This is a genomic window from Mesorhizobium sp. M0437 (genome assembly GCF_040321335.1).
Taxonomy (GTDB): Bacteria; Pseudomonadota; Alphaproteobacteria; order Rhizobiales; family Rhizobiaceae; genus Mesorhizobium.
In genome coordinates this window covers 17,827-44,719 of sequence record NZ_JAMYRK010000050.1, presented here as the reverse complement: position 1 = coordinate 44,719, position 26,893 = coordinate 17,827, and the positions used below count along the sequence as shown (strand labels likewise).

Here is a 26,893-nt window from a genome sequence, read left to right as displayed (position 1 = left end):
GCCCCAAAAGTCTTGCCGGACAGCAAGCTCGGCGACGCCGTCTCCTACACCCTGAACCAATGGGGATATCTGACTCGTTACACCGAGGACGGCAGCATGCCGATCGACAACAATCTTCTCGAGCGTGACATCAGAATCTTTGCCACTGGCCGGAAAAGTTGGCTGTTCAGCGATACCGTCGACGGAGCCAGGGCCAGCGCCGTCATCTACAGCCTGATGTTGACCTGCCGCGCCTGTGGCGTCGAGCCGTTAGCGTGGCTGCGCCACATCCTCACTGAACTACCTCAGCGCCCCGAGAACGCAGCCATCGAGGATCTGCTGCCCTTCAACTTCGCCAAAGTAACAGCAGCCTGATCAGACCAGATACCGTTCCCGATTCGAAGGCCATCCGTCGAAAGCCCCCGCGTCAACGTGCAGCGAAAATAGCGCTTACGATTGAGAACGCCTTCGCCAAACTCAAGGCGCTGCTGCGAGCAAAGGCCGAGAGAACCATCAAGGCTCTGTGGGACGCGGTCGGCGCGGTCGTCGACCTCTTCACCCCAGCCGAATGTGCCAACTACTTCAAAGCCGCAGGATATGAACCGGATTAATACAGGACGTGCTCTAGGCATGCCCCCGGGAACCGGCCCGCTGTGGGTGCGCCTGAAGCTGCGGGACCGCGCTCGCAATACTGATCGTTCGGGGTTCGTGATACCCCGCAGTTGAAAAGCGCACCGGATGCTTTGGTGTGCAAAACGGCTGGATGCGATTCGGCCCTATTGCTGACTCTTCGATACTGATCTCAGTTTGTCATCACCCTATATCAATTCGCTGTTGGACAAGCATCATAACGCTCGTGAAATTGCGCCATCCTAATTTCCAAAAGGCGTGATTTCGATGGATGTAAGCCGGCTGAACGTAGATGAACTCTTTCAAAACAGTATCGTTTGGGATGCACATTGCGGAATGGACCCGCAGGTGCCGATCGACGTCAACTCCCTAGAACGTATCCGGAAGGCAGGGTTTACATATGTCAGCACCAACGTCGGTTACGACGTGTTGCCATGGCAAGAGACATTCCCGGTGATCGCCGGCTATCGTCGTTTCCTGAGCGAGAACACTGACAAGTACACCTTCGTCTCCAGCATCGCAGACGTCCTCGCCGCCAAACGAGATGGGAAGCTTGCGGTGTCCATGGATATCGAAGGCGTGTCCGCGCTAAACGGCACGACGGATCTCGTCGAAACCTACCACCGATTGGGCGTGCGCCAAATCAGCTTTGTCTACAACAAAGACAATGCCGGCGGCGGCGGCTGCCATGGCGAAAACACCGGAATTACTCATTTCGGTCGAGCGGTAATCAAAGAGATGAACCGTGTTGGCATGCTGGTAGATGGGACGCATTGCAGCGCTAGAATGTCGATCGACATGGCCGAAGCTTCATCGAAGCCGATCGTCATCAGTCACTCAAACAGCCGGGTACTACACGATCATCCACGAAATCTGTGGGACGAACAAGCGATTGCTTGCGCAAACACAGGCGGCGTGATCGGGATTACTGGAATTCGGCTATTCCTGGCAAAAGCAGGCGACAATACGTCTGACGTGGATCTTCTTGTGCGTAATATTGACTATTATTGCGAGCTAGTCGGCCCTCAACATGTAGGCATTGGAACCGATTTCGCAGAAGTCACGAATGCATTGGAAATTCGGTTCGAGAACGCCAAAGATTACTGGCCGCCGGAACACTACTCGAACGCATCTGGCCTTGGCTTCGTCGACATTGAAGTGTTCCCGAAACTCACTGCCGCCTTGTCGGCTCGCGGCTACTCGAACAAGGACATCAGTGGAATCCTTGGTGCCAATTTCCTGCGGGTCGCGGCGATGAATTGGCAATAGTGGGTTGGAATTCGACGGTCGCTGCAGAGACTATCACTCTGGCAATGTGGCGGCCGGAACAGATGAACTCCCACCGGTGGCCGGACAAACTCACCATGGCCAAATGAATGAGATACGCTGAGGACTCCGATCCCAAATGGCGAAAACTGCACCGGTCAAGAGCTACGATGTCGTGATAATCGGCGCCGGGATCGTTGGCTGTTCAACCGCGGCCTACCTGGCGAGGCGGGGCATCCGGGTAGCGGTTTTTGACCGAGGGCCAGTTGCCGGGGAACAATCCAGCCGGGCTTGGGGATTCATCCGCAAGCAAGGACGACACCCGGCTGAAATCCCGCTCGCCGCTGAGGCATCCGTGCTCTGGGACGAGATTACGGACGAATTCGGGTTTGATTCAACGCAGCGCGTCAAATCGGGCATCCTCATGCCCGCAGAAACGACCGAAGACGAAGCCTTATTAGAAGCAAGCTACCTGGACGCCCAGAAACACAACCTCACTTCAGAAATCCTGGATAGCAAGAGACTGGCGCAAAAGCTGCCCGAACTTTCCGGCAATTGGCGAAGCGCGCTCTACACACCCGATGACGGACATGGTGATCCCGAGGCATCGACGCGCACTTTCGCCCGCGCGGCACAGGCGGCGGGGGCGGAGTTTTTCAGCGATCAGGTAGTCACTGGCTTTGTCAGAGTGAACGGCAGAGTGTCTGGCATTCGAACTGAGAGGGGCGAGCAGTATTGTGACAAAGTGGTTGTAGCCAGCGGGATCGGCTCGCGAAAGCTTCTGATCAAACTAGGCTACAATCTTCCAATTCAGATCATCAGATCATCGGTAGGTCGAACTTCGACGATCAAGCCCTTTACCGAGATAGCTATGTGGGCGCCGACGGCTGCCTATCGACCCAGGCCGGACGGCTCCTTCATCATCGGCAACGGCTATCGGAACGCCGGAACTGACTACGATTTGACGCTCGAAGCGTTCACGAATCTCCGTTACTTCCTTCCTGCGCTTCGACAGAACCAAGGCCTCCTACGATTGGGTCTGGGACAAGATACGATCAGAAGCTTCAAAGATCTCTTGCCTGGCATTGGGAAATACAAGCCGCTTGCGGAGCCAGCAACGAACGTCAGAAAAGTGAAACAAAACTTCGCCGAGTTCCGAGCCCTTTTTCCGCATATTAGCGACTTGGTCCTGGTAGAAAGCTGGGCTGGGAGGATCGATCTTACGCCGGACTTGATACCCGTTATCGACCGCTTGCCAGGAAATGAGAACGTCTTCGCAGCTTGTGGCTTTAGCGGTCATGGCTTTGCGCTCGGACCGATTGTGGGCAAGCAAGTCAGTCAATGGATTATCGACGGAGCGCCATCTTTGGACTTAACGAGGTTCAAGTATTCTAGGTTTGCTGACGGCGATTTTGAATTGATCAAGGCGGCCTGAGGAATAAACGGGTAGGCACATCATTTGGCCCACCAAGTGTGGCTTAAAACTCGACTAGCAGGCAATGGCCTCGAGTGTTCGGACATTCGGCAATTGGTCGTGGGCCGGTATTTGGAGATGGAATCGACGCGGATTATCGCCGCAGAGGAGGCCGATGAGTATCGAGGGTTGCTTGGCAGATCTGCTGTCGTATAATCGTAAAGTTCAATTGACTCTCTGCCCAGCGCCTTGTGAAACGCTGAGCTTTTGGCAGGCGGATTTCGTGGTGCGATTTTCGTCGCGTACCCCCGCTGATCACGGGAATTAACAAATGCAGCAGGGGATCGAAGAGGGACACCCGATTAGGGTCGGGTTTCTCCTCCTCCCACAATTTTCCATGATGGCACTGGCGTCAGTGAGTGAGCCTCTCCGCGCCGCAAACAGGCTCTCCAACCGAAGTCTCTACGATTGGTGCCTTCTCTCGGAAGAGGGTGGGCTGATGAGTTCCAGCAGCGGCTTTGAGATACGGACGATTTCGATAGAAGATGTTCCTCATCTCGATCGCCTTTTTGTCGTCGCGAGTCTCGATATCGAGAGCAAGCGGCCAAAGTCCATCCTCCAGTTCCTGCGTAGACAAGCGGCGAGCGGAAAGCCTCTCGGTGCTCTGAGCAACGGGACGTTTCTACTCGCCCGCGCGGGGCTGTTGGCAGGCAAGCGCTGCACGCTCCATTGGGAGTCTCTTCCTCAATTTGCCGAGGAATTTCCGGAAATCGAGGTCACTCGCGAACTTTATGTCCGGGACCAAAACCGATGGACCTGCGCCGGGGGAACGGCTGCTATCGATTTGATGCTCGCCCAGATTTCCGGCGACTACGGAGCCAAGCTCGCTGCCGATGCTGCGGAGCAGTTTCTCCATACCCGCATTCGGGGTCCCGAAGAGCATCAGCGTATGGCGATCCAGTGGCGCTACGGCATCCATGATGCCCGTCTTGCAGCGGCGATTGCCACCATGGAGCGGAATCTCGAATACATCGTTCCTATCCATCAAGTCGCCAAGAGCAGTGACCTATCTATCCGTCAGCTGGAACGGCTCTGGCATCAGCACTTCGAGACGACCCCACAGCGATTCTACCTCGACGTGAGGCTGAATGAGGCGCGCCGACTGGCCAGGGAGAGTTCCGAAACCATCGCCGCAATCGCGCTTCGCTGCGGATTTGTTTCGGCGTCGCATCTTGGCGGTGCATATCGTCGCCGGTACGGCAACAGCCCTTCCGACGAGCGACGGAAATCCCACAGCGCCTGACCACAATCAACCTTAATTCCTCTGCCTCGGGTCGGCGCTTTACCAAGTCTTCAGGATCGCGAGTTTTTGAGAGTACTCCTCAGACTTTAGGTTCTAGCCTCCTCGTGTGTTCAGTACGACCGTGTCACCTCTAATGGGCAGAGGGAAGAGAAAAATTGGAGCGTTCAATTTCACCGACCGAGAGTTGGCCGCTGATCTTGACGCGCACGTTGGAGCATATCTGTATCTGGTTGGTCGGCATTCATGGCGATTTACGCGGGCGTACCGATCGGTGCCTCATCAACAGGAAGCCGCGTACTTGCTGACCGCTTACTCTACGTTGAGTGGCCGTCATGACGGTTCCGTCGGTCGCGCTGTTCGGTCTGTTCATTCCGATTCTGTCCCGAATTGGCTACGGTAACGGTTTCCAGCCGGCTGTCATGCGCTGGTGGTCTATCCGTAACTGCCGATTAATCGGAATACCTACACGACGGTAGTGCACGTCGACTTGCATTGCGGGAGGCCACAGTAGGAATTGATATGACCTTCATCGAGCGCCCGCGCAACGTCGAACTGCCGAGCGAAGCCCGCCCCCCGCTGCTTCCTCAGCCGAACGTGTCTGACGACTGTTCGAAAAGGAAAATAGAATCAGCTGAACTCGGCGAGCAACGCCTCGATCGGGTGCTTGAGCCTAACTCCGTCCATGATCGAGACCTGCGACCGGCAAGAAAATCCGTCAATCAGCAAGGGCGCCGCGTCGCGTCGTCGGACCTGAAACGCCCAACTTTGAGAATAGATACGTTCGGACAATTCCCGATGTTCAGCTTCGTGTCCGAAGATGCCAGCCATGCCGCAGCAGCCGGTCGCCTCGACCGTTAAATCGAGCCCGCACGAAGCGAAAACAGACCTCCATGCCGATAACGCGGCCGCGGCAGTGCTTCGCTCTGTACAATGGGGAATAAAACGGTGTGTGCGCATCCCAGCCCGATGCGGCAGCAGGTGGGAGTGCGAAATCAGCCATTCCTGGATCAATTGGACCTTCGGCAGCTTCTGTCTGGGCAATGCCGCCCGATATTCCGAGCGATAGGTCAGCGTCATCGACGGATCGACGCCGATTAGCGCCACGCCTGTATTCTCAAGCGCCAGAAGCAGGTCCGCATTCCGTTGCGCGACACGCGCAAAACGTCCCAGAAAACCGTGAACATGCAGGGCTTTGCCGTTCTGCCGGAGGGGTGCGATCCATGGTCGAATACCAATGAGCTTTAGAAAATCGATCAGAGCCAGTAATACCTGCGGATCGTAGTATGCGATGAAGGCGTCCGAGACGATCACGACGCTCAAAGCGCGTTCGTCCTCACCGATGGCCGACAGGGCCATGGGCGTTGCGATGGGGACCTCACGCGACCGCAACGCCCTGGAAAGCCGCAGTCGCGGCAGGTTAGGCGTTTGAACGAGACCGACTGCTCGCAACAGCCCGGAGCCGGAGACTGCATTGATGATCCCCGGAAACCGGGCCATGAAAGGCAACAGACCCTCCAGGTTCGCCACTACGTGATGACGCAGCGGGCGCAGATAGCGCCCGTAGTAGAGTTCGAAGAACTTGGCCCGGAACGTCGGCACATCCACCTTGATCGGACACTGACCGGAACAGGATTTGCAGGCGAGGCAGCCGGACATCGCCTCGTGGACCTGATGCGAAAAATCTTCGGGATGGCGACGCAACGTTGCCAGTAGGCGGCTTGCGAATCCACGCCAGGGAGGAGCCTTCCTTAACTTCTTTGCCTCCTCGAGCGGGTCGGCCCCTTCTGCGGCAAGACGGCGGAGCCATTCCCTCATGAGCTGCGCGCGTCCTTTCGGTGAATGGCGCCGCTCTCTCGTTCCTTTCCATGAAGGACACATGACCTCGTCCGGATTCCAGGAGAAACACGCACCGTTTCCATTGCAATGCAACGCCTCGTCGAAGCCCGCCCTGATCGAGGACGCTATCTGGCGGTCGTGTGACCCCTTGGTTGGCGGACCATCGATCCGCAGAAGCCGCTGGCCGGGCGGCGCGGCGATCTTACCGGGATTGAACTGGTTACCCGGGTCGAATGCCGTCTTCACTTCCTGAAGCAGCGGATAAAGGGGGCCAAAGACCTGCGGCGAGAATTCCGACCTCATACCTTTCCCATGTTCGCCCCAGAGCAGTCCGCCGAAGCGAAGCGTTAGCGCCACGACCTCCTCGGTGATCTCCCTGACCAGGCGCTCGGCGCCGTCCATTTTGATGTCGATGGCAGGGCGGACATGCAGCACGCCAGCATCCACGTGTCCGAACATGCCGTATTGCAGACCTCGCCGGTCCAACGCCGCGCGAAATTCCGCGATGTAATCGGCAAGGTGTTCGGGCGGGACCGCCGTATCCTCGACAAAGGCGATCGGGCGGCTGTCGCCCTTCATGTTGCCCAGAAGACCGACGGCCTTCTTGCGCATATCCCATATTCTCTGGACCTGCGATGCCCCTCGAGCGAGAGTGTATCCCCGCCGTCCCGATGCCCCCCCCTCACAATCAAGCTCGGCAGTGAGAGGAGCCAGCGCCGCCTCGACTACGGCGCCGCTCATTCCGACAAATTCGATCAGGTTGACCCCTCGAATAGGACCTGCTCCATCGTCGGGAAAGAACCCCTGTACATCCTCCCAGATGGGATCATCCTGCGCGAGCGCCAGCACCTTCGAATCGATGGTCTCGATCGACGCAGGAGCAAAACGCGTCAGGGCTTGCGCATGCCTGAGCGCCGCGTCGAAGGTGTCATAGCCTTGGACCACCAGCGCCTCATGCGTTGGAATTGGCATGACATTGAGAACCGCTTCCACCAAGAACCCCAGCGTTCCCTCCGATCCGCAAAGCACCGAATTCAGGTCGAACGAGCCGTCGTCCCGCCGGATATGCGCAAGGTCATAACCCGTCAGGCTGCGGTTCAGTTTCGGAAAACGGGCGGCGATCTCCGCCGCGTTCTCGCGATGCAGACCCGAAACGCGCCGATGGATGGAGCCGACGAGGTCGCCCCGAGCGCCGATACGCTCCAGTTCGGAAGCGTCCAGAGGAGCTGAGCGCCAAACGGCGCCATCGGAAAGAACCGTTGTCAGTTCCAGGACGTGGTTACTTGTTTTGCCGTAGAGGCACGAACCCTGGCCGCAGGCATCCGTGGAAATCATGCCACCTATGGTCGCGCGGTTCGACGTCGACAGTTCCGGCGCGAAGAACAGACCGTAGGGCTTTAGCGCCGCGTTCAACTGATCCTTGACCACGCCTGCCTGCACCCGCGCGGTGCGTTCTACAGGATCTATTTCGAGGATACGGTTCATGTGGCGGGAGAAATCGACGATCAGCCCGGAGTTCAATGACTGGCCGTTAGTTCCGGTGCCCCCGCCGCGCGGGGAAACAACAACCCCGGCAAATCGTGGATCGCGAAGGAGCTTGGAAATTCGCACCAGGTCATCGCAATCCCTGGGAAAAGCCACGGCCTCGGGCATCACCTGATAGATTGAATTGTCCGTGGCGAGCACAGTTCGGTCAGCGGCTCTCGACGTCAAGTCTCCGGCAAAACCCCGCGCCTGAAGCTCAACGAAGAAAGCGCCGTAAAGCGGCAGCGGATCAGGTGTAGAATTGAGGCTTGGGATCATGGCGATAGCGTGAGTCCGCACAGCCGGTAAGAAATGGCCGGCCGCGCGGGGCTGTTGGTGTCAGGCGGTACGGATCGCCCGATCGATCTGCTCGATCAGGTGGTGGAAGATCGGGTTTTCAACCTGGTTCTGCTGGCCGTGCATCATACCCTCGATGATGAGCGGCTTTTCACCAGCACGGCCCGGATAGACTTTGTGCAGGCGGATCGACTCCTCCGGCATGTGCAACGTGTTATCGGCGCCGTGCACGATGATGGCGGGCGGGAAGCCGGTCGCACCCTTGAGATCCTTCTCCGGATCGAAGTCCACATACTCCTTGTAGGACTTCGCCGTTGCATGGCTGCAACCCGGCCAACGATCGACGCCTCCGACCTCGGTATAACCGCCCAGTTGGCGCTCGACATATTCCTGCGTGTCAGGATCGAGCGGATAGTAGCCGAGCTTGGTTGCCCCGGTTCCGGTGTCGAACGGCGGGATCGCAGCATCGTCCGCGAGCGCCTTGATTGCGGCATCTGCACTCGACTTGTCTGCGCGCAAGTCCTGTAGGGCGGCGATGCGGGTATAGCTCATCGGAACCCAGAACGCGATCTGTTCCTGGCCGTGCTTGGCCAGCTCGGCGACAGCCGCAAGGCTGGCGACCGAACCCATCGCCCAAGATGCCACGGCAGGCATCGCCCCGAAATTCTGCCTCACCCATCGAACAGCGGCAAGGACCTCGTCCGTCTGGTCCACAAGGCTGACGTTCGTAACGGTCACCCCATCCTTCTTCGCAGTGTTGCGAACATCTTTGTTGGTGAAGAACCCAGCAACGTCGTAGGTCATCACGTGATAACCTCGCTCCGCCAGAGCCCGGCCAAATAGCTGACCGTACATGGAGACACCACCCGTGAAACCGGAGTTGAAGACCACCGGCGGCAGGCTCTTGTCCGGGGACGTCGGGCGAAACACCCTGCCGGCCAGGTTGATCGTCGCATCACTGAAGGCGACAGGAAAGGTAATGTCTTCGATGATGATGTCTGTCATGGCTTTGCTTTCTGCTGGATAGGGAAAAGGTCGTCCGCCGCCGCACTCAGCAATCGACGAACAGGAATGCCCGTGGCGAAGCTCACAGACGAGGCGAGTGCCTCGCAGAATTCGAGCGCCGACACGGAATTGTAATGGCTTGCAAAGCCAACACCTTCGTTGTCGGTTCCCACATGAGGAGCGTCGCTCGCGGACAACAGCACCCTGTCGGCGCTGACTGCCTTGATGATAGCCCGCACAAAGGGAACAACTTCGTCGACCTTGGTCGAGGTTCGATATCCAGGCCCCTTGAACCATACATTTCCTCTACGCCCGGCCTCCTGGAGCAGCGCGTGATAACTCGGCTCGTCTTCGCCGCGCTCGGGATGGCACGTTCCGAGGTGGTCGATGACGACCCGGATTTGGTCCGGAATCTGGCGAAGCACGCGTAAGTTGGTCTCTGCTTCCTTCGCATAGACATGGACATGCTGGTCAGTCCGGAGCCGGGCTAGGAGTGCCAGCCAGTCACTTCCGCCGTATGCGTGATCCGATATGCTCTCCGGCGGGGCATCGTGAAGCACGACTCTGATGCCCACGACCTGCGGATGGGAGAGTCTTTCGGCAGTGGCGTAGGTGGGGTCTGCCTTGATTGTTCCGACTAGCCGAACTTCATCGTAGCGACCTGGCCATTGCGCCCGCAGCGCTTCCATCTCCTCGAAGGAGGCGAAGACGTTGGAGGAATCCGGCAGGACGCTCAGATGGACGTTGTTCAGGAGCTTGGGCGCCACGCCGCTTTTCGCAAGTTGGGCCAGATAGTTGGAAAGCAAATGAGGAACCGGCAATGCAAAAGGAAGCCTTCCCGCGACGACCTCAAGATCTGAGGCAGTGAAGAAATGCACGTGGCCGTCCAAAGACATACCGTCAGCCGCCACGATCTTCCTCCTTTTTGTAGGAAGCAAAATAGCGTGACGAGCTGCGGCAAGGCCCTGTCTACTCGACGGCTTGTATCAAAAGTTCGCCACCGATGCGCCATTTGAAGACTGTAAGGTGATCCCGCGCACGCAGTGTCCGATCTAGTCGACGGTCCGGAGCGTAGACGTCACTAGGCGAGCTGGGTAACTCGTCGCCATATACCAAATCGGATCGCATTGTGCAGAGGACCGGAACCGCTTCCGTCGTTTGCTGCAGGGCGAAAAGACAATTCAGCGCCAGCTCTTCGGAACTTTACCCTCGTCGTTGAGGGCGATTGAGCGCCGGACTAGAAACAAGATGGCCACCGCCTGACGGTTGCCGCACCGTTCGGCGCCGATGTCATTTTCTCATCACGCTATATCAATTCGTTGTTGGACAGGCATCGTAAGGCGCGCCAAAACCGAGCAACAGCCACGAAGGCACGCACGATGGGGAACTACGATGAATGATGAAATGCGTTTTCTCAGTGAAGTGGTCGCGACAGGCAAGTTGTCTCGGCGTGAGTTTTTGGGTCGTGCGGCCACGATCGGTGTCAGCGCCGCCTTCGCAAACACTATGCTCGCGGCCGCAGCGCGCGCCGAGGGCCCGGTCAAGGGCGGCGTGCTAAAGGCCGGCATGCAGGGTGGCGCGGCCACCGACAGTCTTGATCCCGCGATCTTCGAGAGCCAGGTCGCCTATTTCTTTGGCCGCCAGTGGGGTGAACAGCTCGTGCAGATCGACGCCAAGCGCGAGCTCCAGCCCGCGCTCGCCGAGGAATGGGGCGCGTCAAAGGACGCGAAGACCTGGACCTTCAAAATCCGCAAGGGTGTCCAGTTCCATAACGGCAAGGAAATGACCCCGGCGGACGTGCTCGCCACCATGGAGCGCCATTCCGACGCCAATTCCAAGTCTGGCGCGCTTGGCATCATGCAGGGCATCGACAAGATTGCCGTGGACGGCCAGAACGTGGTCTTCACCCTCAAGGAAGCCAATGCCGACCTCCCGTTCCTGATGGACGATTACCACCTGATGATCCAGCCCAATGGCGGCAAGGACAATCCGACCGAAGGCATTGGCACCGGTCCTTACAAGGTCACCGTCAATGAAGCCGGCGTACGCCTCGGCGGCGAGAAGTTCGCCAACTACTGGCGCGACGACCGCGGCTTCGCGGACCAGATCGAGATCATCGTCATTAACGATGCCACTGCCCGCATGTCGGCGCTGCAGGGCGGCCAGGTCCACATGATCAACCGCGTCGAACCCAAGGTGGTCGAACTTATTAAGCGTGTCCCTGGGATCACCATCCGCAACATTAGTGGCCATGGCCACTATTTGTTCCTCGCCCATTGCAACACGGCCCCTTTCGACAACAACGACCTGCGGCTCGCGCTGAAATACGCCATCGACCGCGAAGAGCTCGTACAGAAGATCCTGAAGGGCTACGGCACCGTCGGCAACGACACGCCGATCAACAAGTCCTATCCGCTCTTCACGGAGATGGAGCAGCGCACGTTCGATCCCGACAAGGCGGCTTTCCACTACAAGAAGTCCGGGCACTCGGGATCGGTGCTCCTTCGCACTTCCGACGTCGCTTTCCCGGGTGCCGTCGACGCCGCTCAGCTCTACCAGCAGAGCGCGGCCAAGGCAGGCATTACGCTTGAGATCAAGCGCGAACCGGGCGACGGCTACTGGTCGGAAGTCTGGAACAAGCAACCCTTCTCTGCGTCCTATTGGGGAGGGCGTCCGACCCAAGACCAGATGTATTCCACGGCGTACTATTCCAAGGCTCAGTGGAACGATACCCGCTTCTTCAATGAGAAATTCGACAAGATGCTGTTCCAAGCGCGCGGTGAACTCGATGCCGGCAAACGCAAGAAAATCTATGCTGACATGGGTCAAATTGTGCGCGACGAAGGCGGAGCCATCGTTCCGATGTTCAACGACTTCATCGACGCCACCGGACCGCAGGTCGGCGGCTGGTATGAGGACGGCAACCAGGAAATGATGGGGGGCTACGCACTTTCCAAGTGCTGGCTCCAGACCTGAGACACGCCCCGCGTTCATGTCCTCTCCAATCGCGAAGCTTATTGCCCAGCGCGTTGCGCTGGGCATCTTGTTGTTGTTGGCCGTTACGGTCCTGATCTTCTCCGGCACCCAGATTCTGCCCGGCGACGTCGCGCAAGCCATTCTCGGACAATCGGCGACGCCGGAGTCGCTCGCCAATCTGCGCGAGCAGCTCGGGCTCAACCAGCCAGCCTATCTCAGGTATTTTCATTGGCTGGGCGGCGTGCTGACCGGCGATCTCGGCACGGCCATGTCGAGCGGGCAGGATATCGCCACGTCGATCAAGGGACGGCTGTGGAACACGCTGTTCCTCGCCTTCTGGGCGGCGATCGTCGCCGTGCCGCTGGCGATCATCCTCGGCCTGATCGCGGTACGCTACCGCAATGGCTGGGTCGACAAGCTGATCTCCGGGCTGGCGCTGGCCTCGACCTCCTTTCCCGAGTTCTTCATCGGCTACGTGCTGGTCTATTTCTTCGCCGTGAAATGGCAAATCTTCCCCGGCATCTCGACCGTCTATGACGGCATGCCTTTTGGCGAGCGCATGCAGGCAATCGCCCTGCCGGCGGCAGCGCTGACGCTGGTCGTGCTCGCCCACATGATGCGCATGACACGCGCGGCGATCCTCAATGTCATGCAGTCGGCCTATGTCGAGACGGCGGAACTGAAGGGCCTGTCGGCCTTCAACGTCATCCGCAAGCACGCCTTCCCCAATGCGATCGCGCCGATCATCAACGTCGTCATGCTCAACCTCGCTTACCTCATCGTCGGCGTCGTCGTGGTCGAGGTGATCTTCGTCTATCCGGGCATGGGACAGTATCTGGTCGACCACGTCACCAAGCGAGACGTGCCGGTGGTGCAGGCGGTCGGCCTGATCTTCGCCGCCGTCTATATCAGCCTGAACATCATTGCGGACATAGCGGCCATCGTCGCCAATCCGCGTCTCAGACACCCGAAATAGGGGGCGGATATGCTCGATATCAAACGCATCCCCATTCCCGCTCTGATCGGCATCGTGCTGACGGCATTGTTCGTCCTGGCGGCGGTCTTCGCCCCCTGGATCGCGCCGCACGGCAATGGCGAAATCGTCGGCGACGTCTGGGAACCGATGTCGGCTGCTCATTTGCTAGGCACCGACAATCTCGGCCGCGACCTGCTTTCGCGCATGATCTACGACGCCCGCATCACTTTGCTCATCGCGGTGCTGGCCACCGCGCTGTCATTCTCGCTCGGCGCCATCCTCGGCTTCTCGGCGGCCGTCTTCGGCGGCTGGTTCGACACGATCCTGTCGCGGCTGGTCGATCTGCTGATGTCGATCCCGACGCTGATCATGGGCCTGGTCGTGCTCTCCGTGCTGCCGACCAACCTGGTGACACTGATCCTGGTGATGGGCATTCTCGACTCGACGCGCGTCTACCGTCTGTCGCGCGCGGTGGCCGTCGACATCAACGTGATGGACTATGTCGAAGCGGCCAAACTGCGCGGTGAAGGCAGCGCCTGGATTATCTTCCGCGAGATCCTGCCCAATGCGCTGTCGCCGCTGGTCTCGGAACTCGGGCTGCGCTTCATCTATGCGGTTCTGTTCCTGTCGACACTGTCCTTCCTCGGCCTTGGCGTGCAGCCGCCGGACGCCGACTGGGGCGGCATGGTCAAGGAAAACAAGGACGGCATCGTCTTCGGCATAGGAGCGGCACTCATCCCGGCAATGGTTATTGTGCTATGGGATTTCCATCGGTGCGCCTCCTCTATGCCGGCCGACCGAGGACTGTGCTGAAGCCTGGTGTGCCGGTCAATAGGGGCGCGGCTTTTTTCTTTCACATGTGTCGCCATGGACCACGATGCGGTGGGCGTTGTGGACGTTGTCCGGCTTTTGCGAAATGCGCAGCAGAGCCAGGAACGAGCAGAACACGTAACCGCGGATCGCCTCATCTGAACTGTGATAGATTCAGGGTGCGCATCAGCGCCTGGGATTGTCAGGAATTCTGTGCGCGAGGCCGTTTTCGTCACTGGTTGACGAGCCTTTCACCGAAGACGACGCTGCAGATATGTTGGGTCGCCAGCATCGTTAAATATGATTCCCGAATGACTGTCCCGTATCACGCCCTCAAAGCGCGGGCCTTCTCCGTTCACAAGATGCCTCCCCTGCATTGTTGCGTACCGTTGGTCGGCAGACACATCATTGCGAGATCGTCAGAAGCCAATCCAGGCGCATCAAATCCGCTCTCAAAGCTGAACTCCAAAAGCCAATCATCTGCGCCCAATCAGGCTGTGCAACCCCGACCAGCTCCGCCCGTATTAGCGGCGCTCACCGTGTGCCCTTCACCACCCCAAACAAGAGCCCCTTTTGCGCGGAATGCGGGGGCCGAATACGCACTCATTGTCATACCGTATATTGTTGCGCATTTTGAATATTCTTAACGCCTACATGGCCGGACATCGCTTCAACAACATTGCTCAGAGGCCGATACGGCAAGCCTTTCTTCTCCGCCGACAGCGCGTGAGTCAGGTGACCACCGTAGCAACAGACTCCGTTACGCAGGCTTTCATGTTCAGTGATGGCCTGCAAGGATTCGAGACTGGCGATGTATCGAATGTAAGGGAAAGTTCCCGCTGTGAGCAGCCGGGTCGCGGTGTTAGCCACCATTGACGGAATATGATCGCAGTTGTAATGCACGACGTTTTCTTCGAAATACGAGTGGTAGAGCGAAGCAGAAGAAATACAGGTTTCGACCAAATCGCGATCACATGCAGTACAGTCGCACAAAATGCTGCCTCTCTGCATGGCTTTAACCATGCCTCTGTCGATCAGGTACTCCATTCTCCGCTTCGGAAGATCGGAGCGACGCACCGCACAATTGAGGACGATGTCCATCTCCTGCAGTGCCGCCGCGATGGTGCCCTGAGTGCGTGAAGGATCCTTGTTATTCATGACGATCAGTTTCGTGCCGGTTGCGCCGATGTAGTCGACGCCCTCGGTTTCGAAGCGCGCGTTGGCTTTGCAATTGAAATCCTCCTGGCCTCGAGCGACAACGGTCAAGGCAACCCCGAGGTCCGACAAGTATTTGAATGCGGACAGACCGATATTGCCGCATCCGATGATCAGGGCCTGCCCTCCGGGGAGAAGGTTCTCATTTCGCGGGCAGAACACTCCTTTTTCCTTTGAGCACAACTCCAACGCCCGCTGGGCGAAGAGATAACCTGTCAGTCGGCTCATAGGCTCAAGCAATGGATACTGGCCACCTTTTCCCACCCACTCGTAAGCAATCCCGAGAAACCCTCTACTGATGAGTTCAGAGATATCCCGAGGATCAATGTTCTCATCAAAATGCAGATACGTGAAGAGGATGTGATGCGGAGCATAGTCAGAATATTCTGAGCGCAGCGGTGCCTTCACCTTGAGGAGGAGCCGCGCCCGGGCGAGGACCTCATCTTTCGCCGCAACCTTTCCTCCGCATGCCAGATAATCCGCATCCGAGAATCCAGCCCCTTCCCCGGCACCGATTTCGACATAGATGTCGTGACCGAGGCGCGAAAGAGCTTGCGCCTGGATCGGCTGGAGTGCGACACGCCGCTCGTCTTCTTTGATTTCCTTCAAAACACCGATCTTCATCATTGAAAACTTCCCTTGCAGTCTTCGGTCACGCTGCACTCCAATCGGCTGCCGTGACTATGCCGTTCGAGTGTGGCCGCCGAGTTTTGGTGTGCCACTTTGTGCGCGCGGTCTGGCCCGCGGGCGTCGCCTTGACGCATGGTCGGTTCTTAGTATCAGACAATAGGCCGAGCCGCCGCGGAGCAAGAAGCAGGGACAACTGGGTCACCGATACGAATTAATCTCGGTCCGCGAGTTGTCGCTCGAGCCGCGGGCTGCACCTAGAGAGGATTAGAGGTTTTCCTAGCTCCCACGACGAGTTTTCTCGCGCCACCCAGGAAATACGCTCTCGTCGAGGGACCAAAGAAAACTGAACGGAAACTCCGATTGCGTACCTTCGAAGCTCCGAGGCAGTCATTCGTCCGCTGTCCATAATCTCTTCTCCACAGTCATTTTTGCGTTTGCTCTATGTTTACTGGAACACGGCGCTTTCGAGGTGGGGGACCGTCAAATCTCTACTCCATCCTCAGATGAGTATCAAGTTATGTTATGTTAAGGTCGATTTGCTAAAGTGTCGTGAAAGTGTATGCATTTCATAAAAAATCGTTAATATGAATTTCATTTCCGGGATCGCGGCCAGGCATTCGCGCGTCACGTCGTCGACGATGTTGAGCACGCGGAACCTCCGGCCACAGGCGAACTGATCATGCACCAAATCCAGCGACCAGCGCGCATTCGGCTTTGCCTCGACCAAGATCGGCGCCCGCGTGCCGACTGCTCGCCGTCTTGCCCGGCGCTTGCGCACCGTCAGACCTTCCTCGCGATAGAGACGGTAGATACGGTTGACCCCAGATGCCTCGCCCTCGCGCCTGAGCAGGATGAACAGCCGCCGGTAGGGGCCAATTACGCCATCGGCACCCGAAGAGGGTGCCTGGCAGGAGACGGGAACACGAGAGTGGTCCCGGTCGGGTGTAAGTAAACCGGATATCGCGCGCATCACCTAGAATAGCAGGAACTCGCCGCAACAGTTAGCCGGATTTCAGCAGCCAATAGGGGCACCGCTCCCGCGATTATCCCATGTAATGGGCCCTTTCGCTGCGGTGTCAGTTCCCCGCACTCGCATCTTGCGCGGGGCAATGGCCTTCTCCATCCAACCAATTTCCATCTCCGGGACCGAGGACAGCAACAGGTCCGTATAGTCCTCGAACGGCGGCGTCAGCACCTTACTCTTCGGCCCATACCGCACCACTTCACCGCGATACATCACCGCGATCGAATCGGCGACCGACTTCACCGTCGCGAGATCGTGGGTGATGAACAGATAGGCTACCTGCTCGATCTGCTGCAGGTCCAGCAGCAGCTTGAGCATGCTGTTGGCCACCAGCGGATCGAGCGCCGAAGTCACCTCGTCGCAGATAATCAGCTTGGGCTTGGCCGCCAGCCCGAGAGCTCCGCCGGATAGCGGTCGATAAACCCCGTTCCGATCTCGATTTCTTCGAGCAGTTCCCTGGCACACCGGTCGCGTTCGGCGCCGCGCAGGCCAAAAATAGAAAGTCAACGGCCGGCCCACGATTGTGCCCACGGTATGGCGCGGGTTCATCGCGACATCGGCCATCATCTGAAGGTGCCGGAGGTCTTCCTTCGTACGGCCGCCGAGCCTGTTCGAAAGCTTGCGCCCCTCGGGGGTGATCTCTCCCAGCTGCGGCGGCCAACAGGCCGGTTATCGCCCGCGCCAGGGTCGACTTGCCGGAGCCGGACTCGCCGACGACGGCCAATGTCTGGCCGGGATGCATGTCGACCGACACGTTCTTCAACACTTTCATAAAGCCGTTTCCGTAGGCCGCCGTCACGTTCTTCACCGGCAGGATCGGCTTCGGTGTGGGAATCTTATCCTGATGCTCGATATGGTGCACGGCGACGAGCGCCTGAGTATAGGCCTCTTTCGGAGACGGTGGCCTCGATGCGCAGGTTGCGGATGTCGAGCAACAGGCCGGGTTTCGCTTTGCTGTCGGCCATCACCCGCGTCCTCCCTTCAGGCTTGCCGTGCGGTTGAGGATCCAGTCGGCGACAAGGTTGACGGATATGGCAAGGGCGGCGATCGCCCCTCATCCGCAGAAATAAAAACAGCTCGCGATGTTGTGGAGGATGCATGTTCAAAGAGACCGAGGCATATCTGATGTTCAATGGATCATCAAGGCCAAGCCCCCCGCGTCGTTGCCGAGGTGCTGTACGACACGGCCGACCCGCGTATTGTCAGGCCAAATGCTGCCCACCGGACCTAAAGTAATTTATCGAGCTAGGGTTACGAGGTTCCGCGTTGATCGAAGCATGTTCAGTTCCGACAACCGCTTGGATTTGTCCCAAACGCATTACGGAAACACTTTGAAAAATGCGAGGCAGATGCAAAACCACAGGCGATTGCGATCTCGACTATCGGCAGTTCCGTCTGTTCAATCAAACGCTTTGGCACGTGCCAACCTGAGATGCAGATAATAGCGCATTGGTGATAAAGAGACCGCTTGGCGGAACAGCCGTTCGACCTGGCGTTGGGATCGGCCGACGCATTCGCGATATCTCGGAGGGGCAGGGGATCCTCGATATGCTCCTCCATCATCCGAATGACTTCAGCGATCGGCTTGCTAACACCGGTCTGGTTTGCGTTGATGGCCCATTGTCTGTCGGATGCTGAGCGCCAATGCCAAGCAGTCGTGTGCCGACATACAGCTAACGCGGTTTCTTTCCCGAGTTGTTCGCTGATGAGATCCATCACAAGATCAAAGGACGCGAACTCACCGGCACAGGTGACCAACAAGAATCTTTGACAAAAAGCTCGTCGTCGGAAAGCTCGGAAAGGATGATCTGATCATCAGCCATGTCGTTTCGATTCAAAAGGAGGTCGGCCCCCCATTTATGGCGCACCGACCAGGGTTCTAGCGGCGCCCTCGACGCCATGATTAGGGCTTCCGCAACAACCGCATTGATCTGGTGCTTGTTCGCTATCGGAACTTGACGGGACGTCTAAAGGCGGGAGAGCACCGACAACCTCGGTGCCCAATCCCGAAACTGTCAGGGCTCGCCGGATCCGATTTCTTCCTTCCGGTGTGCGATGTACGTATCAAGCTCCTCGCGCACCGCAACGTCCATCACCGGCCTGCTGCCAAAGATCGGTGGCCCGTTCGAGCGCATCCTTGCCGCCGGCTTCCTCCCAGGCGCCGTGATTTTGCCAGTTGGAAAGCATCGGTTGGTAAAAGGCGGTCGTGTAGCGCGACATGGTGTGCTCGGCGCCGAAGAAATGGCCGCCGGCCGGCACCGATTTGATGGCTTCGAAGCCAAGGTCATCCTCCTGGAATGGCAGCGGCCGCAGGAACTCCATCATGTTCTGCAAGATCTCGACATCGAGCACGAGCTTTTCGTAGGACGCCGTCAGCCCGCCCTCCAGCCAGCCCGCCGCGTGATAGATCAGATTGGCGCCGCCGAGCACCGCGCCCCAGGTCGCCATTTCGGTTTCGTAGGCGGCCTGCAGGTCGACGATATTGGAGGCATTCGCATTGGAGGTGCGGTAGGGTAGATTGTAGCGCCGTGCCAACTGCCCGGCGATGATGTTGGCCTTGGCGTTCTCCGGTGTGCCGAAGGCCGGCGCGCCCGACTTCATGTCGACGTTGGAGGTGAAGGCGCCGTACATCACAGGTGTGCCTGGATTGACCAGCTGCGTCAGCACCACGCCGAACAACGCTTCGGCGTTTTGCTGGCAAAGCGCTGCCGCCAATGTTACCGGCGTCATCGCGCCCATCAGCGTGAACGCGTTACCGTCACCGGCTGGCCGTGCTCGGCCATGGCGATCAACCCTTCAGCCATGGCGTCGTCGAACAGGCGCGGCGAGTTGATCGAGATGATCGTCGTCACGCCGGGTGAGGCCCGCATCTCCTCGACGCTGATGCCGCGCGCGATGGCCATCATGTTGATGCCATCCATCGCCCGGGCGCGGCCGATCGCCGTGCAGTGGAAGGAGAGGTCGCTCAGCGTCAGATTGGCGTAATAGGTGTCGAGATGGCGCGCATTGGCCGGCAGCTCCATTGGCGCCACCACCTGGTTGCCGATGATGTGGATGGCGTTGAAGTGGTGCGCCAGCCGGATGAAATTCTGGCAATCGGGCAGGTTGCCCTGGCGGCCATTGATGCGGTCATGGACATTGGGCGGACCGGCGACCAGCCCGAACACGAGTGACTTGCCGCCGAGATGCACCCGCTTTTCAGGATTGCGGCTGGTCAGCGTGAAGAACGATGGAACCGCCCGCAGCGCCTCGGTGACCAGGCTTTCGTCGATCCTGATGGTCTTTTCCTCGCGGTCGACAATGGCACCCGCGGCGGCGAACAGATCCACCACCTTTTCGCTCATCACGCGGATGCCGAGCTCCGACAGGATGCGCATCGAGGTGTCGTGCAGCCGCTGCATCCGCACTTCATCGAGAAGCTGCATTGGCGGATAGGGGTTTTCGACATGTTGCCAGGGCAGCTGCGCGATGCCGCCGCCGCTGCGTCCCAGCTTCGACCTGCGGCCACCGCCGCGCCTGTCCTGGTTCATTGCCGAATTTCCCTTTCCTTTCCAATACGCGAAGCCGACAGTGTCCAATTGACAGGAAGGATGGGCGGCTCAGAATGGCTAACCGTGAAATTCCGCGCAGTGGCGTCAACATCTGCCACCAACATTCCTTCGCGCTATGCATCAGTAAACTATGACCAAAGTGAACGCGCTCTTCACACGATAAGAACGCCGCCAATGAGCAAGAAAAACAATGTCATTGCGTGGGAACCTATTGCGGCCAATGTGGGCAAGGACCTAATGTGTGCCGAGAAGGGGACAACATGAAGCCACCTCCGCCGCTCAACTATATAAGATCCTTCGAATGCGCCGCACGGCATCTGAGTTTCACCGAAGCTGCAAACGAACTCGGCTATACGCAGGCCGCAATCAGCAACCACGTGCGCGCGCTCGAGCAATATCTCGGACGCCAACTCTTCCTTCGCCATCCGCGCAGCCTCGAACTGACGGAAATCGGCGAGGCTTTTCTGCCAACCCTGCGCCAGGGGCTTAGCCAGATCGATTTCGCAACGGAATCAGTGCTCGCTGCTGTTCGCAACAAAACGGTGGTCATCTCATGCCCCACCAGCCTTGCTGAGAACTGGCTTGCACGGTGCATAGCCAGCTTCAGCAAGCAAAACCCGGAAATCGAGGTCCTGCTGCATGGCACGATCTGGGAGGAGCGTGCCGAGCAGGTCGCAGATTTCATCATTACGATTAGGCGCTACGACAATCGACCGGAGGGTGCGCTGCAGCTTTGGAAAGACCGGCTTGTACTACTCTGCGCGCCACATTTCCTCGAGGGGCCGGATGGCTTTAAGGTGCCACAGCACGTGCTGGAGGCCAATTGGATTTCGGTCCATGGGCGTCAGGAGCAGTGGCAGCGCATGGCGGCAGCACTACGCATCGATGCGGCCGCGAACGACAAGCGGCTGTCCACCAATTCCACCAACATAGCACTCGAACTCGCAGCCAACGGGGCGGGCTGCGTAGTCACTACGCTTTCTCTCGCACGTACCTATATGGAGCGCGGACTGCTGGTCGAGCCATTCGAGACGCAGGTCGCGAGCCCCTGGAACTACTATTTATCCGAGGGCCAGACATCCAAGGGCGCTGTGGTCAAGAGGGTGCGGGAGTGGATACTCTCGGAAGCCCAAACCTTCATGCCTGCAGTGCTTCCGGCGAGCCAGATAGACCCCATCGTCGATTTTTGAGGAGTCAATGACCTTGTTTTATTTGGTCATGGGAGGGTCAAGCTATGCGCGCCGGTGCTTCCCGGACTTTTGCGATTTCTTTAAGTTGATTTGGATGAGCGTCCGCTGAGTTGGATGCGGTCATCATCTAGGGGCTCACGTAGTGCGTACTCATGCTCAAGCCGTCGTCATCGGCGGTGGTCTGATCGGCTGCTCGATCCTCTATCACCTTGCCAAGTTCGGCTGGACGGATGTCGTCCTTCTGGAGCGCAGCGAACTGACCTCCGGCTCCACCTGGCACGCGGCGGCCAACATTCACGGCCTGCATGATTCCACCAACATCAGCCGCCTCCAGCACTACACCATGGCGCTCTACAAGGAACTGGAAGCCGAGACCGGCCAGGGCTGCGGCATCTTTCAGCCGGGCTCGCTCTATCTCGCCCAGACCGAAGCGCGCGAGCATCAGTTACGGCTCCAGGAAGCCAAGGCGCGACGCTACAAGATGAATTTTTACGAGGTCGCGCGCGACGAGGCGGAGCGGCTGCACCCGCTGGTCGACTTCGACGGCATACGCTGCATCATGTACGAGCCGGAAGGCGGCAATGTCGACCCGTCCGGCGTCACCGCTGCATATGCCGCAGGCGCCCGCCAACGCGGCGCCGAGATACATCGTTTCACGCCGGTCACCGCCACCGAGGCTCAGCCTGATGGCAGCTGGATCGTGCGCACGCCGAAGGGCGACATCCACACGCAATGGGTCGTCAATGCCGCCGGCCTGTGGGGTCGCGAGGTCGCCGCCATGGCTGGCCTGCAACTGCCATTGATCCCGACCGAGCACCAGTATTTCGTCACCGAGACGATCCCGGAAATCGCCGCCATGGGCCGCCGCTTGCCCTCGGTCGCCGATCGCGACGGCGAATATTATCTGCGCCAGGAAGGGCTCGGGCTGCTCATCGGCGCCTACGAGCGCAAGATGAAGTTCTGGGCCGAGGAAGGCACGCCGCTGGACTTCGGCCATGAACTGTTTCCTGACGATCTTGATCGCATCGAGGAAAACATGCTGCGCGCGATTGCGCGCGTCCCCACCGTCGGCACCGCCGGCATCAAAAAGGTGATCAACGGTCCGATGATCTGGTCGCCGGACAGCGCGGTCCTGTTCGGACCCGTGCCCGAACTCAGCAACTATTTCTGCTGCAACGGCATCATTCCCGGCTTTTCGCAGTCGGGCGGCATGGGCAAGCTGGCGGCCGAATGGATGATCGAGGGTGAGCCTTCGCTCGACATGTTTGCCTGGGACATGGCGCGCTTCGGCCACTGGGCCGGCAAGGCCTTCACCAAGGCTCGCGTCCAGGACCAGTACAGCCATCGTTTCAAGATCCATTTCCCCAACGAGGAACGCGCTGCCGGGAGGCCCGTGCGGACCCGGCCGGCCCATGAGATGCAAAAGGGGATGAACGCCGTTTTCGGTCTCAACTTCGGCTGGGAGCACCCGCTGTGGTTCGCTGCCGAGGGCGAGCCGCGCGAGGAGACGATCGGCTTCACGCGCCAGAACTGGTGGGGACCGGTGGGCCGCGAGGCGCGCATGCTACGCGAACGCGCCGGCATCATCGACATCTCCAATTTCGCCAAATACGAGGTCAAGGGCGCTGGTGCCGAGGCCTGGCTGAATGCGGTCTTTGCCAATCGCATACCGGTGAAGGTCGGCTACTCCTGCCTCACGCCGCTGATCGGCAGGCGCGGCGGCATTGCCGGCGACTTCACCGTGACGAGGCTGGCGGCGGACGAGTTCCTGGTTATCGGCTCGGGTATGGCCGAGCGTTTCCATCAACGTTTCTTCAAGTCGGTGCCGTTGCCGGAAGGCACGACCTTCCGGTCGCGCACCGAGGAACTGGGCGGCTTCAATGTTGCCGGTCCGAATTCGCGTGAACTGCTGTCTCGCCTTACCAACGAAGACCTGTCGAACACCGCCTTCCCCTTCATGCGCTCCCGGCGCATGGTCGTCGGCGGGGTCGATGTCGTGGCCTTGCGCGTGTCCTTCACCGGCGACCTCGGCTGGGAGTTGCACTGCAAGGCAGCCGACCAGGTCAATGTCTATAACGCGCTGCTCAATGCCGGCGCGGACCTCTGCGCCGGACCGGTCGGCTCGCGTGCGTTGATGTCGCTTCGCATTGAGAAGGGTTACGGTAGCTGGAGCCGTGAATATTCGCCGGAATACTGGCCGCAGGAAAGCGGCCTCGACCGTCTGATCAAGCTGGACAAGGGCGACTTCCTCAATAAGGACGCCTATCAGAAGATCGCCTCGGAGACGCCGCGCCACAAGCTGGCGATCCTGTCGATCGATGCCCTAGATGCTGATGCCACCGGCGGCGAGCCGATTTTCTTGCCCGACGGCACGCCAGTCGGCCAGGTCTCCTCGGGTGCCTTCGGCTATTCCGTCAATATGTCGCTGGCGCTCTGCTACATCAAGGCCGGGACCGCCAAGGCAGGCGACAAGGTGAGCGTCGCGATCCTCGGCCGGCCGCACGACGCGGTCATTCTGGAAAAGCCACCGTTCGATGCCGAGGGCGCGAGGCTCAGGGCGTAATTCCGACGCTGCCAAGGGAGCGAGGAGCATTTACATGGACGCGGTCGAATTCATTCACGGAGTTGAACCCGACACCATCCCGTCAGATGTCAAACGGCATGCGAAGCGCTTCTTGCTCGATCTGATCGGCGTCGCCGCAGCCGGATCGAAGCTCGACGCAAGCCGGATCATGCGCGAGACGGCGCTCCAACTTTTCGCCGCGCCGCAGCAAGGCAGTCGCCTCTTCTTCGACGGTCGCTCGGCGAGCATTGCCGGCGCTGCGCTCGCGAATGCCATGACGATCGATAGCTTCGATGCCCATGATGGGCATCCGCTGACAAAGGGGCATGCCGGCTGCGGTGTGTTGGCGGGGCTACTGGCATTCTTAGAATCCAGAATGCCAGAGAATGCCAAGCCTCGCTCGGGTGCCGACATGCTCGCCGACCTGATAGTAGGATACGAAATCGCAATCCGTTCGGGCATCGCGCTACACGGTACCGTTGCCGATTACCACACGTCAGGCGCTTGGGTCGCGCTGGGTGTGGCAGCCGTGGGCGTCCGGATCATGGGGCTGCCCCATGGACAGACCCGGCACGCACTTGGCATTGCCGAATATAACGGGCCTCGCAGCCAAATGATGCGCTGCATCGAACATCCAACCATGGTGAAGGACGGCTCCGGTTGGGGTGCGATGGTTGGCGCAACCGCCGCGGTACTTGCCGGAAAGGGGTTCACCGGCGCGCCGGCCATCACCACCGAGCGCGAGGACGTATCGGAATGGTGGAGCGACCTCGGCATCCGCTGGCGACTTTCGGAACAATACATCAAGGCTTACCCCGTCTGCCGCTGGGCGCAGCCGGCCATGGAGGCAGCCGCAGCCCTTCGCCGGGGCCACTCTTTCAACCTTGACGCGATCGAAGGCGTAACGATAAGAATCTTTCGCGAGGCGAGCAAGCTAGCTGCACGCAGCCCGAGAACGACCGAGGAAGCGCAATACAGCCTACCTTTCCCCGTCGCGGCGCTGCTAGTGCGAGGGCAGGTCGGCCCGGCGGAGATCGATGGTGCTGCGCTACGTGATCCAGAGCTTCTCCGCCTGTCGAACCTCATCACGCTCGTCGAGGCGTCCGAGTACTCGAGCCGCTTTCCGGCCGAGCGATGGGCCGATGCTACGATCGTGTTGAAAAACGGCGAACGCTTGGTCTCGCAGCCCGCTGTTGCACGTGGGAGCGCAGAAAATCCGCTGTCGGATCAGGAAATAAGCGCAAAGTTCCATATGCTGATGCGTGCTTCGGGTCAACAAAGTCGAGCGGCAGAGATCGAGGATATGGTGATGTCGATCGACAAGTTGACGGCGAGCGCGCATCTCGTCGACAGCATCATGGCGCGCTGAGTTCGCGCTTCCAGCCGCTTCGAGAACGGAAAGAAGGGAGGTCATTTTGGTGACGGACTCATCGATATCCGACCCACGCTTCTTACATGAGCGATAGATCGGCGATTTTCCGATACAGGACCTGCCGCTTTCATTCCATATCTGCGAGCGCCGCTCGCGGTTGCGCCGGTCGAGAGGGTCGCGAGATGATCTTCTTCTTTTCGGGGCGGCCGAGGATGTTGTTGTAGTGCCAAACTAGTGTCCTGATTCTGAAGTTCGTTTCATTTAGGCGTTTGCCGCGAAAGTGCGGAGGCAGAAACATTGGATGCTGGCCAGGATGTCGTCAGCAGACTTGGTCTATCGGAAGGGTTTTGGGTCGACATTGGTGGCCTTGATATAAGCGTGGATAGCCTTTTCGAGCTCGGCGACCGAGTGGAACACGCGTCGTTTGAGGGCGCGTTCGGTCAACAGCGCGAAGAAGAATCGACCTGATTGATCCATGATGCCGATGTCGGAGTGAAGTGAACGTGCCAGCGCGGGCGCTTGGCGAACCGATGGCGGATCAGCTTGGCTTCGTGTGTGCCGTGGTCGTCCATGACGACGTGAATGTCGAGATCGGTGGTACGTTGCGCTCGATCTCGTCAAGAAACTTGCGGAGCTCCGAAGCCCGGTGCCGGGGCATGCATTTGCCGACAATGGTTCCAGCCTTCACGTCAAGCGCCGGGAACAGCGAGGTCGTTCCGTGCCGCTTATAATCGTGTGTGCGCCGTTCAGGCCGCATCAGCAGCAGAGGTTACGTGCGGTCGAGCGCCTGCACCTGGGATTTCTCGTCGACACACAGCACCAGAGCACGCTCGGGCGGTGACAGGTACCGTATGCCGCTGAAAAGACGCTCGAGATTCCTGATACTCAGACCGGAGGTGCGGGCGATCCAGCCGGTGCTCAAAGGTTTCTCGAAGTTGCGTATCATGGGTCCGACTGCCTGCGCCAGTTGCGGAGGCAGCGTGTCGAGGCCGACCGAACTGCCCGATCGCTGTTCGACATTGCCTGTCCTGATACGCTCGACCTGAAACTGATTGGCGATAGACGGTGCCAGAACCGGGCCGTGTGCCTGCGTGATGATGTGCAGGATCATGTCAAGAAAGGCGGTTCCGCCTGCGCACGTGTACCTGTTCCTGTCGATGACATAGAGCTGATTACTTATTTAATGAACGGAAATTCCTCACGGAAAGCCGGCTGCCCTTCCCAGTGCAGGGGGCATCGCGCATCGGTGAGCAGCCCTGCGCGGGTAAGAAAAACGGTGCCCATGGACAGCGGACCCATATGGCACCTATCGCGTGCCCGCCTTTTTCAAAA

15 protein-coding genes and 6 pseudogenes are annotated in these 26,893 nt (G+C 59.0%); 11 read left to right on the top strand and 10 right to left on the bottom strand.

All coding sequences use genetic code 11. The features are described from left to right. The 5 genes and pseudogenes from NKI72_RS25195 to NKI72_RS25175 form a co-directional block, all read left to right on the top strand. A partial coding sequence (locus NKI72_RS25195) for an IS66 family transposase (RefSeq protein WP_352851118.1) occupies positions 1 to 354 on the top strand: 354 nt, incomplete at its 5' end. 80 nt (positions 355 to 434) lie between these two features. Beyond that, positions 435 to 590: pseudogene (locus tag NKI72_RS25190) on the top strand (IS630 family transposase); the annotation flags it as partial. A gap of 286 nt (positions 591 to 876) precedes the next feature. Next, positions 877 to 1,878 carry a dipeptidase gene (locus tag NKI72_RS25185; protein ID WP_352851117.1) on the top strand — a complete coding sequence of 334 codons (1,002 nt, stop codon included), beginning with the start codon at positions 877 to 879 and terminating at the stop codon, positions 1,876 to 1,878. Between the two features lie 136 nt (positions 1,879 to 2,014). After that, positions 2,015 to 3,310, top strand: a complete 1,296-nt coding sequence (locus tag NKI72_RS25180) for an NAD(P)/FAD-dependent oxidoreductase (protein ID WP_352851115.1) — start codon at positions 2,015 to 2,017, stop codon at positions 3,308 to 3,310. Between the two features lie 478 nt (positions 3,311 to 3,788). Beyond that, positions 3,789 to 4,592 (top strand): GlxA family transcriptional regulator, encoded by an 804-nt coding sequence (locus tag NKI72_RS25175; RefSeq protein WP_352851114.1) that lies wholly within the window; start codon positions 3,789 to 3,791, stop codon positions 4,590 to 4,592. 627 nt (positions 4,593 to 5,219) lie between these two features. On the opposite strand, the gene ydiJ is transcribed toward NKI72_RS25175, so the two are convergent. Genes ydiJ through NKI72_RS25160 form a run of 3 tightly spaced genes read right to left on the bottom strand, consistent with a single transcriptional unit; the run spans position 5,220 to position 10,165 of the window. Then, positions 5,220 to 8,231, bottom strand: a complete 3,012-nt coding sequence (ydiJ, locus tag NKI72_RS25170) for a D-2-hydroxyglutarate dehydrogenase YdiJ (RefSeq protein ID WP_352851113.1) — start codon at positions 8,229 to 8,231, stop codon at positions 5,220 to 5,222. A 60-nt stretch (positions 8,232 to 8,291) separates the two neighbouring features. Then, complete coding sequence (locus NKI72_RS25165; RefSeq protein ID WP_352851112.1) at positions 8,292 to 9,254, bottom strand: alpha/beta hydrolase family protein; 963 nt, start codon at positions 9,252 to 9,254, stop codon at positions 8,292 to 8,294. Beyond that, positions 9,251 to 10,165, bottom strand: a complete 915-nt coding sequence (locus NKI72_RS25160; RefSeq protein WP_352851111.1) for an amidohydrolase family protein — start codon at positions 10,163 to 10,165, stop codon at positions 9,251 to 9,253. The genes NKI72_RS25165 and NKI72_RS25160 overlap by 4 nt, the downstream gene beginning before the upstream one ends. Positions 10,166 to 10,646: 481 nt before the next feature. On the opposite strand from NKI72_RS25160, the gene NKI72_RS25155 reads away from it, so the two are divergent. The 3 genes from NKI72_RS25155 to NKI72_RS25145 are packed head-to-tail and all read left to right on the top strand — an operon-like array spanning position 10,647 to position 14,019. Next, complete coding sequence (locus NKI72_RS25155; RefSeq protein WP_352851110.1) at positions 10,647 to 12,230, top strand: ABC transporter substrate-binding protein; 1,584 nt, start codon at positions 10,647 to 10,649, stop codon at positions 12,228 to 12,230. Between the two features lie 16 nt (positions 12,231 to 12,246). Continuing rightward, positions 12,247 to 13,206 carry an ABC transporter permease gene (locus NKI72_RS25150; RefSeq protein WP_352851109.1) on the top strand — a complete coding sequence of 320 codons (960 nt, stop codon included), beginning with the start codon at positions 12,247 to 12,249 and terminating at the stop codon, positions 13,204 to 13,206. A gap of 9 nt (positions 13,207 to 13,215) precedes the next feature. Further along, entirely contained in the window at positions 13,216 to 14,019 is an 804-nt protein-coding gene (locus NKI72_RS25145) for an ABC transporter permease (protein WP_352851108.1), read from the top strand. A gap of 606 nt (positions 14,020 to 14,625) precedes the next feature. Here the strand turns inward: NKI72_RS25145 and NKI72_RS25140 are convergent. From NKI72_RS25140 to NKI72_RS25115, 6 genes and pseudogenes are all read right to left on the bottom strand, one after another. Then, entirely contained in the window at positions 14,626 to 15,858 is a 1,233-nt protein-coding gene (locus tag NKI72_RS25140) for a hypothetical protein (RefSeq protein WP_352851106.1), read from the bottom strand. A 598-nt stretch (positions 15,859 to 16,456) separates the two neighbouring features. Next, positions 16,457 to 16,729, bottom strand: a pseudogene (locus tag NKI72_RS25135) (IS3 family transposase); the annotation flags it as partial. A 210-nt stretch (positions 16,730 to 16,939) separates the two neighbouring features. Continuing rightward, positions 16,940 to 17,783, bottom strand: a pseudogene (locus NKI72_RS25130) (ABC transporter ATP-binding protein); the annotation flags it as partial. A 66-nt stretch (positions 17,784 to 17,849) separates the two neighbouring features. Then, positions 17,850 to 17,936: pseudogene (locus NKI72_RS25125) on the bottom strand (ABC transporter permease); the annotation flags it as partial. Between the two features lie 230 nt (positions 17,937 to 18,166). After that, the gene (locus tag NKI72_RS25120) at positions 18,167 to 18,601 is read right to left on the bottom strand and encodes a helix-turn-helix domain-containing protein (RefSeq protein ID WP_352851104.1); all 435 of its coding nucleotides are present in this window, start codon (positions 18,599 to 18,601) and stop codon (positions 18,167 to 18,169) included. Positions 18,602 to 18,900: 299 nt separating this feature from the next. Next, positions 18,901 to 20,415 (bottom strand): annotated as a pseudogene (locus tag NKI72_RS25115) (trimethylamine methyltransferase family protein). A 281-nt stretch (positions 20,416 to 20,696) separates the two neighbouring features. Between NKI72_RS25115 and NKI72_RS25110 the strand changes: the two are divergent. The 3 genes from NKI72_RS25110 (at position 20,697) to NKI72_RS25100 (ending at position 25,558) form a co-directional block, all read left to right on the top strand. Beyond that, on the top strand, positions 20,697 to 21,626 hold the full coding sequence (locus tag NKI72_RS25110) for a LysR substrate-binding domain-containing protein (RefSeq protein WP_352851102.1): 930 nt from the start codon (positions 20,697 to 20,699) through the stop codon (positions 21,624 to 21,626). Between the two features lie 142 nt (positions 21,627 to 21,768). After that, positions 21,769 to 24,189, top strand: coding sequence for a GcvT family protein (locus tag NKI72_RS25105; protein WP_352851101.1), 2,421 nt, complete (start codon positions 21,769 to 21,771; stop codon positions 24,187 to 24,189). Positions 24,190 to 24,223: 34 nt separating this feature from the next. Next, complete coding sequence (locus NKI72_RS25100) at positions 24,224 to 25,558, top strand: MmgE/PrpD family protein (protein ID WP_352851100.1); 1,335 nt, start codon at positions 24,224 to 24,226, stop codon at positions 25,556 to 25,558. A 339-nt stretch (positions 25,559 to 25,897) separates the two neighbouring features. On the opposite strand, the pseudogene NKI72_RS25095 reads toward NKI72_RS25100, so the two are convergent. Beyond that, positions 25,898 to 26,408 (bottom strand): annotated as a pseudogene (locus NKI72_RS25095) (IS630 family transposase); the annotation flags it as partial. Positions 26,409 to 26,893 lie beyond the last annotated feature (485 nt).